Origin of the sequence: Dyella sp., from assembly GCF_036384435.1 — a bacterium.
Taxonomy (GTDB): Bacteria; Pseudomonadota; Gammaproteobacteria; order Xanthomonadales; family Rhodanobacteraceae; genus GSA-30.
Map to the genome: position 1 here is coordinate 1 of NZ_DASVMI010000063.1, position 17,129 is coordinate 17,129.

Annotated in this window: 17 protein-coding genes; 12 read left to right on the forward strand and 5 right to left on the reverse strand. The window is 60.4% G+C overall.

Translation table 11 applies throughout. The features are described 5' to 3' along the window. Together VF436_RS05665 and VF436_RS05670 are read right to left on the reverse strand one after the other, a co-directional pair. Positions 1-214: hypothetical protein (locus VF436_RS05665; protein ID WP_330903040.1), on the reverse strand; the 214-nt coding region annotated here is incomplete at its 3' end. Positions 215-735: 521 nt separating this feature from the next. Continuing rightward, positions 736-870, reverse strand: coding sequence for a hypothetical protein (locus VF436_RS05670; RefSeq protein WP_330903041.1), 135 nt, complete (start codon positions 868-870; stop codon positions 736-738). Between the two features lie 492 nt (positions 871-1,362). Here VF436_RS05670 and VF436_RS05675 point away from each other — a divergent pair, with 492 nt between their 5' ends. The 7 genes from VF436_RS05675 to VF436_RS05705 all read left to right on the forward strand — a co-directional run bounded on the left by VF436_RS05675 (position 1,363) and on the right by VF436_RS05705 (position 7,466). Further along, a complete protein-coding gene (locus tag VF436_RS05675) occupies positions 1,363-2,634 on the forward strand; it encodes a phospholipase D-like domain-containing protein (protein WP_330903042.1) in 1,272 nt (423 codons plus the stop codon). 173 nt (positions 2,635-2,807) lie between these two features. After that, positions 2,808-2,975, forward strand: coding sequence for a nitrate reductase (locus tag VF436_RS05680; RefSeq protein ID WP_330903043.1), 168 nt, complete (start codon positions 2,808-2,810; stop codon positions 2,973-2,975). Between the two features lie 2 nt (positions 2,976-2,977). Further along, complete coding sequence (gene napF, locus VF436_RS05685; protein ID WP_330903044.1) at positions 2,978-3,466, forward strand: ferredoxin-type protein NapF; 489 nt, start codon at positions 2,978-2,980, stop codon at positions 3,464-3,466. An 18-nt stretch (positions 3,467-3,484) separates the two neighbouring features. Continuing rightward, positions 3,485-3,775: a chaperone NapD gene (locus tag VF436_RS05690; RefSeq protein WP_330903045.1), complete on the forward strand. Its 291-nt coding sequence runs from the start codon at positions 3,485-3,487 to the stop codon at positions 3,773-3,775. Then, positions 3,772-6,270, forward strand: a complete 2,499-nt coding sequence (gene napA / locus VF436_RS05695; protein ID WP_330903046.1) for a periplasmic nitrate reductase subunit alpha — start codon at positions 3,772-3,774, stop codon at positions 6,268-6,270. The genes VF436_RS05690 and napA overlap by 4 nt, the downstream gene beginning before the upstream one ends. Positions 6,271-6,280: 10 nt before the next feature. Further along, the gene (locus tag VF436_RS05700) at positions 6,281-6,850 is read left to right on the forward strand and encodes a nitrate reductase cytochrome c-type subunit (RefSeq protein WP_330903047.1); all 570 of its coding nucleotides are present in this window, start codon (positions 6,281-6,283) and stop codon (positions 6,848-6,850) included. A gap of 49 nt (positions 6,851-6,899) precedes the next feature. Then, the gene (locus VF436_RS05705; RefSeq protein ID WP_330903048.1) at positions 6,900-7,466 is read left to right on the forward strand and encodes a cytochrome c3 family protein; all 567 of its coding nucleotides are present in this window, start codon (positions 6,900-6,902) and stop codon (positions 7,464-7,466) included. Positions 7,467-7,649: 183 nt separating this feature from the next. Here VF436_RS05705 and VF436_RS05710 read toward each other — a convergent pair whose 3' ends face one another. After that, complete coding sequence (locus VF436_RS05710; protein WP_330903049.1) at positions 7,650-8,411, reverse strand: SDR family oxidoreductase; 762 nt, start codon at positions 8,409-8,411, stop codon at positions 7,650-7,652. A 174-nt stretch (positions 8,412-8,585) separates the two neighbouring features. On the opposite strand from VF436_RS05710, the gene VF436_RS05715 reads away from it, so the two are divergent. The 5 genes from VF436_RS05715 (at position 8,586) to VF436_RS05735 (ending at position 13,850) form a co-directional block, all read left to right on the forward strand. Continuing rightward, complete coding sequence (locus VF436_RS05715) at positions 8,586-9,128, forward strand: DNA starvation/stationary phase protection protein (RefSeq protein ID WP_330903050.1); 543 nt, start codon at positions 8,586-8,588, stop codon at positions 9,126-9,128. Between the two features lie 20 nt (positions 9,129-9,148). After that, positions 9,149-9,853, forward strand: coding sequence for an HAD-IA family hydrolase (locus VF436_RS05720; RefSeq protein ID WP_330903051.1), 705 nt, complete (start codon positions 9,149-9,151; stop codon positions 9,851-9,853). A 155-nt stretch (positions 9,854-10,008) separates the two neighbouring features. Next, the gene (locus VF436_RS05725) at positions 10,009-10,605 is read left to right on the forward strand and encodes a (2Fe-2S)-binding protein (protein WP_414649818.1); all 597 of its coding nucleotides are present in this window, start codon (positions 10,009-10,011) and stop codon (positions 10,603-10,605) included. Positions 10,606-10,616: 11 nt separating this feature from the next. Beyond that, complete coding sequence (locus VF436_RS05730) at positions 10,617-11,615, forward strand: xanthine dehydrogenase family protein subunit M (RefSeq protein WP_330903052.1); 999 nt, start codon at positions 10,617-10,619, stop codon at positions 11,613-11,615. A 9-nt stretch (positions 11,616-11,624) separates the two neighbouring features. Further along, positions 11,625-13,850 carry a xanthine dehydrogenase family protein molybdopterin-binding subunit gene (locus VF436_RS05735; RefSeq protein WP_330903053.1) on the forward strand — a complete coding sequence of 742 codons (2,226 nt, stop codon included), beginning with the start codon at positions 11,625-11,627 and terminating at the stop codon, positions 13,848-13,850. A gap of 153 nt (positions 13,851-14,003) precedes the next feature. On the opposite strand, the gene VF436_RS05740 is transcribed toward VF436_RS05735, so the two are convergent. Both VF436_RS05740 and VF436_RS05745 read right to left on the reverse strand, forming a co-directional pair. Beyond that, positions 14,004-14,219, reverse strand: coding sequence for a hypothetical protein (locus VF436_RS05740; RefSeq protein ID WP_330903054.1), 216 nt, complete (start codon positions 14,217-14,219; stop codon positions 14,004-14,006). Between the two features lie 345 nt (positions 14,220-14,564). Then, positions 14,565-17,129, reverse strand: a 2,565-nt coding sequence (locus tag VF436_RS05745; protein ID WP_330903055.1) for a hemagglutinin repeat-containing protein, incomplete at its 5' end; no start/stop codon positions are given.

Below are 17,129 nucleotides of genomic sequence, written 5' to 3' on the forward strand. Positions count from 1 at the left end.
CCGGCGCGGGACCTTCGATCTCCGCGCGCGGAATGCGCGAGCCGGTCACAACAACGCCTTCCAGGTTCTTGGCGTTCTTCGCGTCCTGCGGCGTTGCCTGGGTACCCGACGCGTCGTTGCCCGCCTGGGCCTGCTGCGCGAAAACATGTGGCGTGACCAGCGCCAAGGCAAGTGCGCTCGCCAGCGCACCGCGGCGTACACGGAACTGTTTCATATAACCCTTCTCCCCGATCAATGACTTGGGCGCCCGCTCCACCACATGAAGGGCGGCAAACGGAGCACCGGCTTTTTTGCAACGTGCACGAGCCTGGACAAGCATTCGCGCGTCTGGGTTGGCATGGCCTGGAAAACCTTCGGATGCCATGGGGATGTTTCGTCAGCCCGATGCAAGCCTGGCGGCCGCCCGGACAGCACAAGATCGACACGCACCCGGCACCGCATGGCACTGGCCCTCGCATCGACATCGCACAACGCAACGACGAGCCTCCCCTCACCCTCCTCTATGACTGGAACAACCCCTGCCGCTTTTTCTTATGTGGCCACGGTGATCCGCGGTCCGATTTTGGGCGGATCGTAAGGGCCTGTTTTAGATCGAGGCAAGTCGCAGTGCAGCAGAAATTTAACAAATGAAGGAGTTTTGTTACATAACGCCTTCCGTGCCAATCAAGGCCAAAAACGTCCCATAGAAAAAGCCACGGAAAAATCCGTGGCTTTTCAGGTGTGCACCGGCCCGAATCAGCGAACTGGATAGCGCGTGGCGATCTCCGCAAGTATGCGATGCACGTTACGCGCACTGCCCACTGCCATGCATCCGCGCAGTTCATCGAGCAACCCCACCACCGTCGCGCACTGTGGCGTGCGACGTGCCACGCGCCTGCGCTCAGCCCTTCTTGCCCGATAACGACGGGCTCTCTCAGCAGGTGTCATCGGCTGCCCGAACAAGGCGGGCCGACCTGCTCGCACCGGGAACCGTATTTCCAGAGTGCCAGGGTCCTTGGTGTCACGCATTACGAAACCTCACGAATGGAACTGGCGCGAATAATATAGTGACGCGTCACTAAATACAAGTTGAATCAGCTAAAAACGCGTTACGAAATGCGCGTTTTCAAGGGTTTCGAGAGATTCGTGACGGCCAGGAGTGAGGAGTGAGGAGTGAGTTCGTACGATTGCAGGTGACCGAAACCCCCAAGCCCACGAAAGCGCCTCGCGGCATGACGGCTTGCCTCAATCGATCGGACTTGCGCCCTCGCTACTCACGACTCGCCCCTACATCACGACTCATCCCGACATGAGGCCCCAAGGGACGAGTAACGATGACGATATGTTATGTTATAACACTCGCCTTTCCCCAGGATTCGCCCCATGACGCCCGCGCCGGTCCGACGTGCACTTTTGCGCTGCCTTTTACTCGGCATCGGCCTGTGCGCAACCAGTCTGTCGATCGCGCGGCAGGCACCGGGGCCGACCGACTTTCAGATCGTCGAAAGCGTTCCTGAAGCTACCTCGTTCGGCCAACCCGGCGTGCCTCGCACAGGCGATGTCTGGCTGAACATGATCGGCCACGCCGCGCACAGCATTGACATTGCTGCGTTCTATATCGCCGACAAACCTGGCTCGGCGCTCTCGCTGGTCATCAATGCGCTCGTTGCACGCGCCAAGGCCGGGGTACACCTGCGCATCCTGGTCGATCAGGGCTTTCTCAAGGACAACGCCGAAACCGTGGCGCGGCTGCGTGAAGTGAATGGCGTGCAAGTGCGTGAACTGCCGATGGCCAAGCTCATGGGCGGTGTGCTGCATGCCAAATACATGGTCGTGGATGGCCATAGCGTTTTCGTCGGCAGCCAGAACTGGGACTGGCGTGCGCTCGAACAGATCCACGAAATCGGTGCACGCATCAACGACGAACGTACCGCACGTACCTTTGACGCTGCCTTCGAACTGGACTGGAACGCAGCCGGCAAACCCGATCAGGGACTGATCGCCAAAAGCCTCGTGCGTCCGCTGGATTTCCCGCCGGTCACCGCAGCCGATCCCGCCATCATCCACGACCAGGACGGCAGCTCCCTCACGCTCTATCCGGCCTTCAGTCCACCAGGACTTACACCTCATGCACTGACCGCGGAAGAGCCCGCTCTGGTGCAGATGATCCAGGGCAGCCAGCACACCCTGCGCGTGCAGGTCATGACGCTATCGGCGATCCGCCATTTCGGGCCCAAAGGCTGGTGGTCGTCGGTGGACACCGCCATGCGCGACGCCGCCGCGCGCGGCGTCAAGGTGCGCATCATCTTGGCCGACTGGGCTCTCCAGGACGATATGCAGGCCTATCTGAAAAGCCTGGCAGTGCTGCCGAATGTCGCGGTGAAATTCACCCAACTGCCCCCCTCGCCCCAGGGCTTTATTCCCTATGCCCGCGTGGAACACGCCAAATATGCCGTCGCCGATGACCGCACGGTGTATATCGGAACCGGCAACTGGGAATGGAGTTACTTCAACACCACCGTAGACGCCTCGGTCTTTGTCACCGGAACCGGCCCGGCCCAAACCCTGGCAAGCATCTTCGACCACGACTGGGATGGCCCTTACGCACAATCGCTGGACCCAGCGGTGCATTACCAGGCGCCACGCAATCACTGAGGTATAGCCGTCTGGCGGTGTATACCGCTGAAAAGCCTGGGTGACCATGTAACCAAAGGTGGATCCTTTCTTCGTGCCGTTTTGCAAACCGACGCACTCGACAAGCTCTTGGCGAGTGCTACGCTGCTCGCGCGTTCCTGGTTTAAGCCGCCGCTACACTGGGGGGAGTCGCCATGCAGTCATTGGCCACGCTTGAGCAAAAGCGCCGTGAGCGTACGGCGTTCCTGTTGCTTGCGGCGGCGCTGTTCCCCATCCTGGCCGTTGTCATCGTCGCTGGATTCGGTTTCATCGTATGGTTCTGGCAGATGTTCGTCAGCGGGCCACCCGGGCCGCCCGGATGAGCATGCCCGATCCCGCACGTCGCGCATTGTTTCGCGGACAGTTGCAACATCAGGCGGCCAAGCGCCCGCCCTGGGCATTGACCGAGCCGGCCTTCCTCGACGCCTGCACCCGCTGCCACGCCTGCATCGAGCAATGCCCCGAGCATGTCCTGTCCACCGGCAGCGGCGGCTTTCCCGTCTTCGATCCTCTGCGCGGCGAATGCAGTTTCTGCGGCGCCTGTGCCCAGGCATGCGCGCCGCATGCGCTGGACACCACCCAGGTACAACCGCCATGGCACTGGGTAGCCCAGGTGCGCGATGGCGAATGCCTGTCGCAACGCGGCGTGGTCTGCCGCAGTTGCCAGGATGCCTGCGGGGAACAAGCCATCCGTTTCGAGCTGGCCATGGGTGGCAACGCCACCCCCTCCATGGATCACGATCGCTGCACCGGCTGCGGCGCCTGCATCGCGACCTGCCCCACCCTGGCCATCGAACTGTATCAACCTGACTGAGGGCTCCAAGGAGCTGCCATGAATCATGAGCTGCACATCTCCAGCCTGCTCGTTCAGCACCGCACCGAAGCCTTGCCGACCTTGCGATCCTTTATCGAAACCTGCGCGGAGCTGGAGCTGGCCCTGAACGAAGGCACGCGCAGCGTGGTGCTGTGCGAAACCGATCATCAGCGCGCCACCATGGATCATATCGACGCAATGCAGGCCTTGCCCGGCGTGCTGAGCGTGTCACTCATCTACCATCACGCCGAGCCACGCCAGGCACTCGATCAGACCGTGTCCGTCGCGCTGCGCGGAGTCGCCGCATGATCACGCTGACTCGTCGGGAATTCATCCGCCACACCGCCCTGGCCACCGCCGCCAGTGCCGCCGGCCTGTCGTTGCCGGCAGCGGCCAGCAACATCGTTCTGGAAGGTGACCAGACCCAGTTGAAATGGGACAAGGCGCCCTGTCGGTTCTGCGGTACGGGTTGTGGCGTCAACGTGGCCGTCAAGGACGATCGCGTCGTGGCCACCCATGGCGATGTGCACGCCGAGGTCAATCGTGGCATCAACTGCGTCAAGGGCTATTTCCTGTCCAAGATCATGTACGGCGGCGATCGCCTTACCCAGCCCCTGCTGCGCAAGCGCGATGGCGCATACGCCAAGGATGGCCAGTTCGAACCTGTCTCCTGGGATGAAGCTTTCGACGTGATGGCCGCCCAGTTCAAGCGTGTGCTCAAGGAAAAGGGCCCGACGGCGATCGGTATGTTCGGCTCCGGGCAGTGGACCATCTTCGAAGGCTACGCCGCCAACAAGCTGATGAAGGCGGGTTTTCGCAGCAACAACATCGATCCCAATGCGCGCCATTGCATGGCATCGGCCGTGATGGGCTTCATGCGTACCTTCGGCATGGATGAGCCCATGGGCTGCTACGACGATATCGAGGCAGCCGATGCGTTCGTGCTATGGGGTTCGAACATGGCCGAAATGCATCCGATCCTGTGGACACGCGTCACCGACCGGCGCCTGTCCAATCCGGCCGTGAAAGTGGCCGTGCTTTCCACCTATGAACACCGCAGCTTCGAGCTGGCCGACATACCCATTGTCTTCAGGCCGCAGACCGACCTGGTCATCCTCAACTACATCGCCAATCACATCATCAAGACCGGACGGGTCAACAAGGATTTCGTCAACCAGCACACCGTGTTCAAGCAAGGCGTGGACGACATCGGCTACGGCCTGCGCCCGGACAATCCGTTGGAACTGCACGCGCGCAACGCCAAGGACCCGGGCGCTTCGCAGCCGATCGACTTCGAGCGTTTCGCGGCCTTCGTAGCACCCTACACCCTGGACAAGGCCGTCCAGATGACCGGTGTGGATCGTGGCTGGCTGGAAAAGCTGGCCGAGCTCTACGCCGATCCCCATACCAAGGTGATGTCGTTCTGGACCATGGGCTTCAACCAGCATACGCGTGGCGTGTGGGCCAACAACATGGTCTACAACCTGCACTTGCTGACCGGCAAGATCTCCACCCCAGGCAACAGCCCGTTCTCCCTCACCGGCCAGCCGTCGGCCTGCGGCACGGCGCGCGAAGTGGGCACGTTCAGCCATCGCCTGCCCGCCGACATGGCGGTGACCAATCCCGAGCACCGCAAGCATGCCGAGGAAATCTGGAAAGTCCCGCATGGCCTGATCGTCGACAAACCCGGCTACCACGCCGTGGAGCAGAACCGCGCCCTGCGCGACGGCGCGCTCAACGCCTATTGGGTGATGGTCAACAACAACATGCAGGCCGGCGCCAACATGATGCAGGAAACCTATCCCGGTTACCGGCGTCCGGAAAACTTCATCGTCGTCTCCGACGTGTATCCCACGGTCACCGCGCAGGCGGCCGACCTGATCCTGCCGGCAGGCATGTGGGTGGAAAAGGAAGGCGCCTATGGCAATGCCGAACGCCGCACGCAGTTCTGGCATCAACTGGTGAAAGCACCCGGCGAGGCGCGCTCCGACCTCTGGCAATTGATGGAGTTTTCCAAGCGCTTCACGACCGACGAATGCTGGCCGGCGCCGTTGCTTGCGGCCAATCCCCAGTACAAGGGCAAGACGCTGTTCGAGGTGCTGTTTCGCAACGGCAAGGTCGATCACTACCCGGTGTCGGATATCGAAACGGGCTATCTCAACGACGAAGCCGCAGCGTTCGGCTTCTATGCGCAAAAAGGCCTGTTCGAGGAATACGCCGAATTCGGCCGTGGCCACGGTCACGATCTGGCCGACTTCGACAGCTACCACAAGGCGCGCGGCATTCGCTGGCCGGTGGTCAACGGCAAGGAAACGCTCTGGCGTTATCGCGAAGGCGCCGATCCTTACGTCAAGGCAGGCACGGGCTTCCAGTTCTATGGCAATGCCGACGGTCGCGCCGTGATCTGGGCCCTCCCCTATGAGCCACCGGCCGAATCGCCAGACCAGGAATTCGACATGTGGCTGGTCACCGGCCGCGTACTCGAACACTGGCACTCAGGTTCCATGACCATGCGCGTGCCCGAACTCTATCGGGCCGTACCGGCAGCGGTGGTGTTCATGCACCCGGACGACGCCGTTGCACGAGGACTCAAGCGCGGCGACGAAGTGCGCGTGGTCTCGCGTCGCGGCGACATGCTGTCTCGGGTGGAGACGCGCGGGCGCAATCGCATGCCGCGCGGGGTGGTCTTCGTGCCGTGGTTCGATGCTGGCCAGTTGATCAACAAGGTCACGCTTGACGCCACCGACCCGATCTCCAAGCAGACCGACTACAAGAAGTGCGCGGTCAAGCTCGTTGCCGTCTAGGAGCCCAGTCATGCAGCGCAAGACACCGCTCGTCGTCGGCCTGTTTGCCCTGGGGCTGATCGGCATCACCGCCTTCGTGCTGGGCATGCAGTATGGCCGCCAATCAGACCTGCAACCGGGCACGGCGGCCCCCACGCTCGCCGACGCCAAACCCTTGCCCCCGGTGAGCATCGTGCCCGGCCCGGGGAGCCAGCAAATCGATGCCATCCGACGTGGCGCGGCCATCGACCAGGAAATTCCACCGCCAGCCATGGCGCGCGTGGAGAACACCGACGTCAAGCGCAACCGTGCCTATCCGATGCAGCCACCGACCATCCCGCACAGCATCGACAACTACCAGGTCGATCTCAATTCCAATCGCTGCCTGCTCTGCCATTCGCGCGCCAATGCCGACAAATTCCAGGCGCCACCGATCAGCGTCACGCATTACATGGACCGCGACGACCAGTTTCTCGCCACCATTTCGCCGCGCCGTTATTTCTGCAACCAGTGCCACGTGGTGCAAACCGATGCCCAGCCGCTGGTAGCCAATAACTTCCAGGATATCGACAGCGTCCTGGCCAACGAGAAGGCGCACTGACATGTGGCGGCGCATCCCATCTTGGCCACTGACATGCTGGCTGTTGCTCATGTGGCAGACCCTGCGCCGGCCCAGCGTGCACTACAGCCTGGGTTTTCTCACGCTGGGCGGCTTCATTGCGGGAGTGTTGTTCTGGGGTGCCTTCAACACGGCCCTGGAAGCCACAAACACCGAGGCTTTCTGCACCAGTTGCCATGAGATGCGCGACAACGTGTTTCAAGAACTCAAGACCACCATCCATTATTCCAACCGCTCAGGCGTACGTGCCACCTGCCCGGACTGCCATGTGCCGCACAACTGGACCGACAAGATCGCCCGCAAGATGCAGGCATCCAAGGAGGTCTGGGCTAAGATTTTCGGTACCGTGGACACACGCGAGAAATTCCTCGACCACAGGCTTGTGTTAGCCGAGCACGAATGGGCACGATTGAAAGCCAACGACTCCCTGGAATGTCGAAACTGCCATAACTTCAGCTCGATGGACCTCACCCGCCAGTCTCCACGCGCAGCGCAGATCCACAAGTTATGGTTGGGCAGCGGGCAGAAAACCTGCATCGACTGCCATAAGGGCATAGCTCACCATTTGCCGAACATGGCGGGCATCCCCCAAGGGTGAGGACGCGCATGGGCCCCGTGGCACAAGCGTCGTAGCAGCCAATTCATTCGCGAAGCACATCGCGGCTTGGAGGTCCAGAGTCCATGCTTCGACTACATCGCAGATTACGCTATGGCAGGGGAGCAGCCTGGAATTCAGCCGGCCAATGCGCGAGCATGCCACGCGCGGTCAGCGACCTCGCCTCTAGTCATACACCATCTTCCGCGTCATGCCGCCGTCGACCACCAACTGCTGTCCTGTAACAAACCCCGCGTCCGCCAGGTACAAGACCGCCCCGGCAATATCCGCCGGCTCACCGACGCGCCCGACCGGATGCTGGCGCTTATCAGCATCACTATGATGCGGCTCACTACGCTGCGCGGCCTTCTTCCACGGCCCGGTCTCGATCCAGCCAGGCAACACCGCATTCGCGCGAATATCCGGCCCAAGACTGACGGCCAACGCATGCGTAAAAGCCAGCAAGCCGCCCTTGGATGCCGCGTATGCCTCGCTTTGAGGCTCCGATTGCAACCCACGGGTAGAGGCGATGTTGACAATGCTGCCTTTACGCAAGCGCAGACGAGGTACGGCCGAGCGCACGCAAAGAAATGCGCCAGTCAGATGACTGTCCAGCCAACGACGCCATTGATCCAGCGCCAAGGACTCCACCGGCCCACTGTAAGGATTGGCGATGCCTGCATTGTTGACCAGCAGGTCCAAGCCGGCCGGCTCGCCCCGTTTGCGCTGCCAGGCATCGAAACGCTCGAAAGCCAGGGCAACCTGCCCTTCTTCTCCCACATCCGTGCCCAATGCCAGCAGGTTCTCACTGTGTCGCCCGGCAAGTTCCTCGATCGCTTCGCCATCCAGGTCCAAAACTGCCACCTGCCAGTCACGCGCCAGCAGGTCATTCACGATCCCCAACCCAATGCCTTGGGCACCCCCCGTAATGATTGCCGTTCGCTTCATGGCTTTTGCCTCCAGTAACCCATGGCCCAGCTAACCATGCGACACATCGCGGTCACGTCAAGTCGTGCTGGCGCAAGTTGTCGCATCACTTGCTCAATGGCTTGGCAAAGTCGCAACCTGTCGCTTCCTTCGCCACTACACGCCGGGTATCGGCGCATCCACAAGGAGTAGCTCATGAGCAAATCCGATGCAAAACGCGAACAGCAACTGCAAAAGCGTCGTGCCGCACCTCTAGCCACCCCGACCGACCTGTCACCCAAAGCCACGCGCGACCTCGGCGGCGCACTCAACGCTGTGCTAGCCGACGTGTTCGCGCTATACATCAAGACCAAGAACTTTCATTGGCATATGAGCGGCCCGCACTTTCGCGACTATCACCTGCTGCTGGACGAACATTCGGACCAGATCTTCGCCATTACCGATGACATCGCCGAGCGGGTGCGCAAAATCGGCGGCCGCACACTAACTTCGATCGGCCAGATCGCCAAACTCACCCGCGTGGAAAACAACGACGCCGAATACGTCACTCCACAAGACATGCTCGCCGAGTTGCGCGAAGACAACAAGATACTGATCGGCAACCTGCGCAAGGCGCATGATCTATGCGACGAGTACCACGATGTCGCTACCGCCAGCCTGATCGAAAACTGGATCGATGAGGCGGAACGCCGCATGTGGTTCTTGTTCGAAATCACCAGGGTTCATAGTGAGAGCTGAGTCCCTTCACGCTATTGTCCATGCCGCAGCTCCTATCTCCCCTCGCAGACACCGGCGCCAGCAAGGCGTCGGTGCCTGATCATGGCCCGATAGCCCTGTTTGACCTTGATGGCACGCTTGTCGATTCGGTTCCCGACATCGCCATGCAGATCAATCGCGTCCTGGGGGAACGGGCACTGGCACCGCTGGCGCTTTCCGAGGCACGCAGCTTTCTCGGTCATGGCCTGCACGCCTTTGCCGAACGAGCTTTCGCCGCGCGCGGCGCCACGCCCGCCCCGGATGACGTGGCCCGTTTTATAGACCGTTACAGCGCCAATCCGGTCGTGGAATCGCGTGCCTACCCCGGCGCCATCGATACGCTTGCGCAACTGGCACGAACCGGCTGGACCATGGCCGTATGCACCAACAAGGTCGAAGCTGCTGCCGTACGGATGCTCGACACGCTCGGCATGCTAGGTTTTTTCCGCGTGGTCTGCGGCGGCGACCAAGTCTCGGCACAGAAACCCGACCCGATCCATCTGCGCGCCGCGCTCGAACGCGCCGGCCACGCTTCTGATCACGCCGTGATGATTGGGGACCATCGTGCCGACATCGAGGCGGCACGCGCACTTGGCATTCCCAGCATTTTCGCAGCATGGGGTTACAGCGATATCCATACGGGGCGCGATGCCGATAGTTCGGCGGCATCATTTTGCGATGTCTGGACTATTCTCCAATCGATATAATCCGATTGTCTTCTGTGAGCGGTTTCCGCTCCAAGGTCGAGCTTGCTCCCCCGACGCTCACCCAAGCTTGATCGTCCGCGGTATACAATGAAACGACATCGCCAGCCCTTCCGGAGCCAGCCGTGTCACAAAGAAAAGCACCCGAATCATCATCGATCGCTCCCGCGTCGCTCAGCCGGCGAGGTTTCCTGCAAATCATTGGCGTCACTGGCGTGGCTTCGGGCATGGGCCTGCCCTTCGTCGCACAGGCAGCTACCGCAGTAGCTGCTGCGCAAGCCCTGGCCGACGAGGGCTTGAGTCAGGTCACGATGAAGGTCAATGGCAAGTCGCAGACCCTGCGTGTAGACAATCGTACGACCCTGCTCGACGCTCTACGCGATCACCTGCAACTGACCGGTACCAAGAAGGGGTGCGATCACGGGCAATGCGGCGCCTGCACCGTGCACGTCAACGGACGACGCGTCAACGCCTGTCTCAGCCTGGCCATCATGCACGAGGGCGATGAAATCACCACCATCGAAGGCCTCGGTCAACCCGGAAAGCTCCACCCCATGCAGCAAGCCTTCGTCGATCATGATGGCTATCAGTGTGGTTATTGCACCAGCGGCCAGATCATGTCGGCCACGGCCATGTTGCATGAAGCATGGGGCCCCGACGACGCGGATATCCGCGAGGCCATGAGCGGCAACATATGCCGCTGTGGTGCCTACGCGAACATTCTTACGGCGATCAAACAAGTCCGCAAGGACTGAAGGGGCTATCCATGCAAAGCTTTACCTTCGACCGCGCGCGCAGCGTGAAAGATGCCGTCCGTGGGGCAGCACAAGCCCGAACCGCCCAACAGGGCGCCGAAGTTCGCTTCGTCGCCGGTGGCACCACCCTCATCGACTTGATGAAGCTCGATGTGGAGCAGCCTCGCCAAATCATCGACATCAACGCTCTGCCCCTCGCCGACGTGGAACGTCTGGCCGATGGCAGGCTCAGGATCGGCGCACTGGTACGCAACGCGGATCTGGCCAGACACCCGGATGTCACCAAAGATTATCCAGTGCTATCGCAGGCACTGCTGGCAGGCGCATCCGGCCAGTTGCGCAACATGGCAACCACGGGTGGCAACTTGTTGCAACGCACGCGCTGCGTTTACTTCCGCGATACCAGCATGCCCTGCAACAAACGCCAGCCAGGCAGCGGGTGTTCGGCCATCGACGGTTTCAATCGCAACCTCGCCGTGCTGGGCACGAGCGAACAATGTATCGCGAGCAACCCGTCGGATATGAATGTTGCACTGACTGCGCTGGAGGCAACACTTGTCATCGAAGGCATCAAGGGAACTCGCCAGGTGCCCATCGGCGAGTTCTTCCTGCTGCCGGGGACCACGCCTAACCGCGAAACCGTGATGGAACCAGGCGATCTGATCACACACGTCCTGTTGCCACCCCCAAGGCAAGGCGCGGTATCGCATTATCTTAAATTACGTGATCGCGCCTCATACGAATTCGCCCTGGCCTCGGCAGCTTTGGTGATAACGAGCGATGGCGGCCGGATTTCCCATGCACGGGTCGCGTTGGGAGGCGTTGGTACGCGCCCATGGCGCGCTCCTGAAGCCGAACTTGCACTGCAAGGGCATGCGATCGATCGCATGACATTCGTTCGCGCCGCCGAAGCCGCGCTCGCCGGTGCCCGCCCGCAAAGCCAGAATGGATTCAAGATAGAGCTGGCCAGGCGCTGCCTGATCCAGGCCCTGGTAACTGCCACCGCATAAGGAGACGCCATGAACGCAAGCACCGTCACACCCATGCCGGTTGGCCATGCGCAGGCCCGCATCGACGGCCCCCTCAAAGTCAGCGGCACCGCCCGCTACAGCGCTGATTTCCAGTTTCCCGGCATGTTGTACGCCGTACCCGTGTGCGCCACGGTCGCCACCGGTTCGATCGCCTCGATCGACGCGCGTCGCGCGGCCGCCCTGCCCGGCGTTCGCAAGATTTACACGCGCGAGAATATCGGCAAGCTTTATCGTGTGCCACCGTCGAGCAAATCCAAGATCGACGAACGACGGCCCCCCTTGGATGACGACCAGATTCGTTACTATGGTCAATACGTCGCGCTAGTCGTCGCAGATACATTCGAGCAGGCGACCGCGGCGGCCGAGGCGGTAAGCGTAAAATATACTGGCGGCCGTCCTCCCTTGGTAAACACAAAACTGAGCCCGGATGCGCCGTATAAGCCCGACACCCAACGCGGGGATGCCGATGCCGCATTTGCTGGCGCCGCGGTAAAGCTGGACTATACCTACAGCACGCCCGTTGAAACGCACAACCCGATTGAATTGCATGCCAGCGTGGCGCTATGGGATGGTTTGCGCTTTACGCTCTACGAAACCACCCAGGCGGTAATGAATTTTCGCGAAGTCATGGCGCAGATGCTGGGTGTGCCATCGGATCATGTGCGCGTGATCACCGAATACCTCGGCTCAGGCTTTGGCGGCAAATTATGGCCATGGACGCAAGCCGTGCTGGCGGCAGCAGCAGCACGCGATCTCAACCGGCCGATCAAGCTGGTAGTGTCGCGCAAGATGATGTTCCATAACGTCGGCCACCGACCGCATACGCAGCAACGCATGCGCTTGGCTGCCGATAGGGATGGCAAGTTGGTTTCGCTGCAACACGACTACCTCTATCACCGTGCGCGCGATGCCGAATACAAGGAAAATTGCGGCGAAGCCAGCGGGTTTCTCTACAGCTGTGCGAACGTCCGCGTTGCCGCATCGCACAGTGAGCGCGATGTCGGCCCAGCCACCTCGATGCGAGGACCCGGCGCTGTACCTGGCTTGTTCGCACTCGAATCGGCCATGGACGAACTAGCCCTCGCATTGAACATGGATCCGGTTCAATTGCGGCTGCGCAATGAACCGACTGTGGATGAAATGGAAAACATCCCGTTTTCATCGCGTCATCTCAAGGAATGTCTCACGCGTGGCGCCGATGCCTTTGGCTGGGCGCAACGCCGCCCGGATGTTGGCTCGATGCGCGATGGCGACACCATCCTCGGGTGGGGTATGGCCGCCTGCACCTGGATTGCCGAACGTTTCGCCGCCGAGGCAGGCGTGGTGCTGAGTGCCGACGGCAACGTGCGCGTGGCCAGTGGCACGCAGGATATCGGCACTGGAACCTATACGGTGGTGGCGCAGATGGCCGCTGAACTGGCGGGAGTCGATGTCGGCAAGGTCAAGGTGGTGATCGGCGACAGCAACTTGCCGCCAGGCCCCTGGTCTGGCGGCTCCATGGCGACCGGCTCGATGGTACCGGCCCTGGTACAGGCGATGCAGGACATTGCCCAGCAATTGATCCGCATCGCCAGCGATACGGGCGGTGCCTTTGCCCAGGCCGGGCCCGATACGCTGTCGTTCGAGAACGGCTTCGTGCATCGCAAAGGGCAATCCCCGGAGACGGGCAAGCGCTTTGAAGACATCCTTTCCCAGGCACGGCTGGCGCGCGTGGAAGGTCACGGCAAGGCCGAGGGTACGTTCGGCAAGAAAAACAAGGCGTATTCCACGCATTCCTTCGGCGCGCATTTCGTCGAGGTAGCCTGGCAACCCCACATCGCGCGACTTCGCGTCAAGCGCGTGGTCACAGTGATCGACGCCGGTCGCATCGTCAATCCGCTCACCGGCCGCAACCAGATAGAAGGCGCGGTCATCATGGGCCTAGGCATGGCGCTGTTCGAGGAAACCCATTACGACCCACGAAATGGCATGGCCATCAATAGCAACCTGGCCGATTACATCATGACTTCGCACGCTGATGCGCCAGAGCTGGACGTCATCTTTCTCGATTACCCTGATACCAAGCTCAATGCCATGGGCGTACGAGGCATCGGCGAAATCGGCTTGGCCGGCATCGCAGCGGCCATCACCAATGCCGTCCATCATGCCACCGGCATCCGTATACGCGACCTGCCGGTACACATCGAAGATCTTCTGGTGTCGTCAGTCGCGTAATACCTGACCGATGTTCGCACGCTACACGTTGGCGCGATTCCGGCCATCCAAGCATGCGCAACCGCCGAACAATGATGTGAAAGGCCATGACTCGCGCAAGGTTCGCCCATGGCGAGCACCTTGAGGGAACAACTTCAGGGAACCTCTAAAAACCTATCCTACCTGTGGTCCCGGCGAAAGCCGGGACGTAAGTGGCCTGGCTCTGATGGCGCTACATACGCTGGATTCCAGCCCTGGCGTAAGCTCCCCCGTCGGCGCACCATCCGTGCCGCCGATGACGCCGCCTACCGCGCTGCTCGCCAACGGCAGCAGCAGCTTGCCTTCGCTCGAATACGGATCGACTCCCTGGGTGTTGAGGTAGTCGAGCATGGCCTTGAGTTACTATTAATTATTAACGCTCCCGCCAGGGGGCAGCCTAGGCCCGCGAAGCGCCAGGATAAACATCATAAAAATTGCCACGCCAGCCCCGCCCCTTAAAGAGTAGGGAAGAAAAATTCTTGCCGCATCCTTGGAAAATGCAATACCTTCAACAACACACCTAACATAAAGTAGAACATAAGACAAAATAACAAATAACATGAAATATATAAATCCAAAAATCAATATCTTAAATGATTTATTTATTTTCATAGATATTCTCTTTGATTTCGCTCAAGCCACCGTTAACCGCTTCTGAAGCCCATGATACGAGTGCATTACTTGATATGACGGGAATCAAAGATTTTGGCCAAAATACACCAAGACCATCAACCGCCTTACCACCAACAAAAATCCCGCCCCTCCAGAAAGAGCGCCACCAAAAGCACCACCAGTCAAACTATTATTTTCACCGTAGACGTAATTATTAAGACTCGCTTGCATCGCACCCGCCTGAGTATTGATACCTACATTCCATCGAAAGCCAACACCGACAGTCAATCCGCCTGTTAACATGGAAACGCCAACATCCGTCCATCTAAAATCCTTACCCTCTTCGTGTTGAATTAACTGGGACGCTGCGTTTACCGCCCCAGACGTCAAACTCGATCCGGCCCGAGAGGCCAAAACAAATTCACCGACCGAGTAAACCCTGGATCCTTGATAAGCAGACCCTACCAAGGAAAAAGAACTTCCAACGCCACCCGTTATGCCAGCAACGGCAACTTGGCCGTAAAATTTGTAAAAATCACCATCCGACTGTTTAATGATGTCGTTAGCGTAGTAATTTCTGAGCACATCCTGATTCGCCCAAAAAGACAGCGCCGCGTTACGCTCACCTTCCGTCTGGCTCTCCCCTCGCTGACCAAAGCCGAAAAGCTGCGCCTGATAATACGCGTTGGCAGCGTTCGGATCGTTGTAAAGATAGTCGTACAGCGCATAGGCATTGGCTGAGCTATCTCCCGGTGACTTGGGCGCGAAGATATCCATAGGCTCACCGTCAACCAGATAGGTGTTATGGCTTTGAAAGAATGCGCGCGCCAGTGCGTCATCAGGCACACCCTTGGAGCCGCCGATCTGGTCTACTTCCAGCGCTGAAGCAAAATTTGCATCCTGTAAACGCATGGCCTGGAGAAGAAGCCGGCTCTGCGCTTCTTCCAGCGTCAAGCCATTTTGCTCGGCGAAATCCTTCGCATGGGACATGATGCTTTTGACGACATCAGGATGGAGTTGCTGGTTGAACAACTGCCCAGCCAACGCGGTGCTCGCCCCGACGTTGCCTCCTACTGCGCCGCCAATGGCTACGCTTGCCAGTTGCATCAAAGCGCGTCCTTCAGCGCCGTTCGGGTCGATGCCGTGGTTGACCAGATAGTCTTGGAGTGTGCCACTTAGCGCCTCTCCAGCACCTGCGCCTAACGCGCCTTGTAAAGCATTACTGCCACCCAAGGCGGCCACACCTGCACCGACCAAGCCGTGCAGCAGCGTCTTATTCATGCCGCCATCGGCCCAAGCAGTTCCGTCTTGCTCCGTCTGCGCGTGATCCTGCATGTATTGACCCACGTCGCCGACCAGCCGCATGCCCACATAACCGGCCACCTGCCCTAGCTCCTGCTGCTCGCGAATCGTCTCCTCATCAAAGATCGGCGTGAGCGCCTGATTGGTCAGCACCGGATCACGATCCAGGCCCGAGAGATCAGCCTGCCCATCGCGCACGATGATCGTGCCCTGGGCGATGCCGGACAGGGTGTCGCTGCTGCGGTTGCCTTTCTGGGACATGGGCAGGCCGCCGCCGACGCTCCAGTTTCCGCCGCCGCCATACCCACCGGAGAGGCCTGCGCTGCTGGCGCTGTAGCTGGCCTCGTTATGGATGGCGTCGTAGGTCAATGAGCTCGTATTGAGCCTATTTTGGGTCGCATCCGCGCGGCTGCCGATCACCCCGCCGACCAGATGGGTGTTGCCGCCCACGGTAATGTCGAAACCACCGCTACCGGCCTGGATGCCGCTGACGTCGCCGACGCTGCGGTAGTGGCTGTTGGCCTTGCCCTGGCTGTAGCTGCCGCTCGCGCCCGAGCTATAGCCGATGACCACTTGTCCGCTCGCCTGCCATTGCTTGCTGGCGTAGTCGTCGGTGTTCTGCACGCTTTCGATATGCAGGTTGCCACCGATGGCGCCGATGACCTGATGGCCCTTGAGCTGGGCACCGATGATGTTCGTGTCGTTGCCGCTGACCAGGGTCAGGCTGTTGGCCGCGTTGACCGTGGTTTCGGCATGCGTGGTGCCAGTGCCGTGTGCAGTTCCCTTGCCCATGGCCGCTTCGGCATAGATGCCGAAACCGCTGCTGCCGATCAGTATGCCGACGCCGGCACTGCCGTTCTTGTTGTCGCTTTGCAGGCTATGGTTTTCGGCCTGACTCCGAAGGTTGATGTTGTTGGCAGCGGCTAGCGCGACGTTGTTGCCATCGATGGCGCTGCCGATGATGTTCAGGTCCCCATCCGTCGCTGCGATGGTGACATCGCCCCGGCTACGGATACGGCTGCCGTAAGCCGTCTCGTCATGCGTACTCGTGCTGCTACGGGCACTGGCCCCACCGATGCCGACTTTCAAGTTGACGCCGTTCGGGTTGTCCTTGGATGCGCCCTGCATCAGGCCAGCGTCCTGCGACAAGGCGTTATAGCCGTCCTTGGCCATATAGCCGGCCTGCGCCGCATACAGCGCCTTCAACCGATCATCCTTGACTTCGCTGCCACGCTTGACGCCGCCATAGACGTTCTGCGCGAGGCCCGCAGCCGCGCCACCAATACCGACGTTGATGCCGCCCTGGCGCATGCCCTGGGCATAGGTGGTGTCGGTGCGGCCCACGGC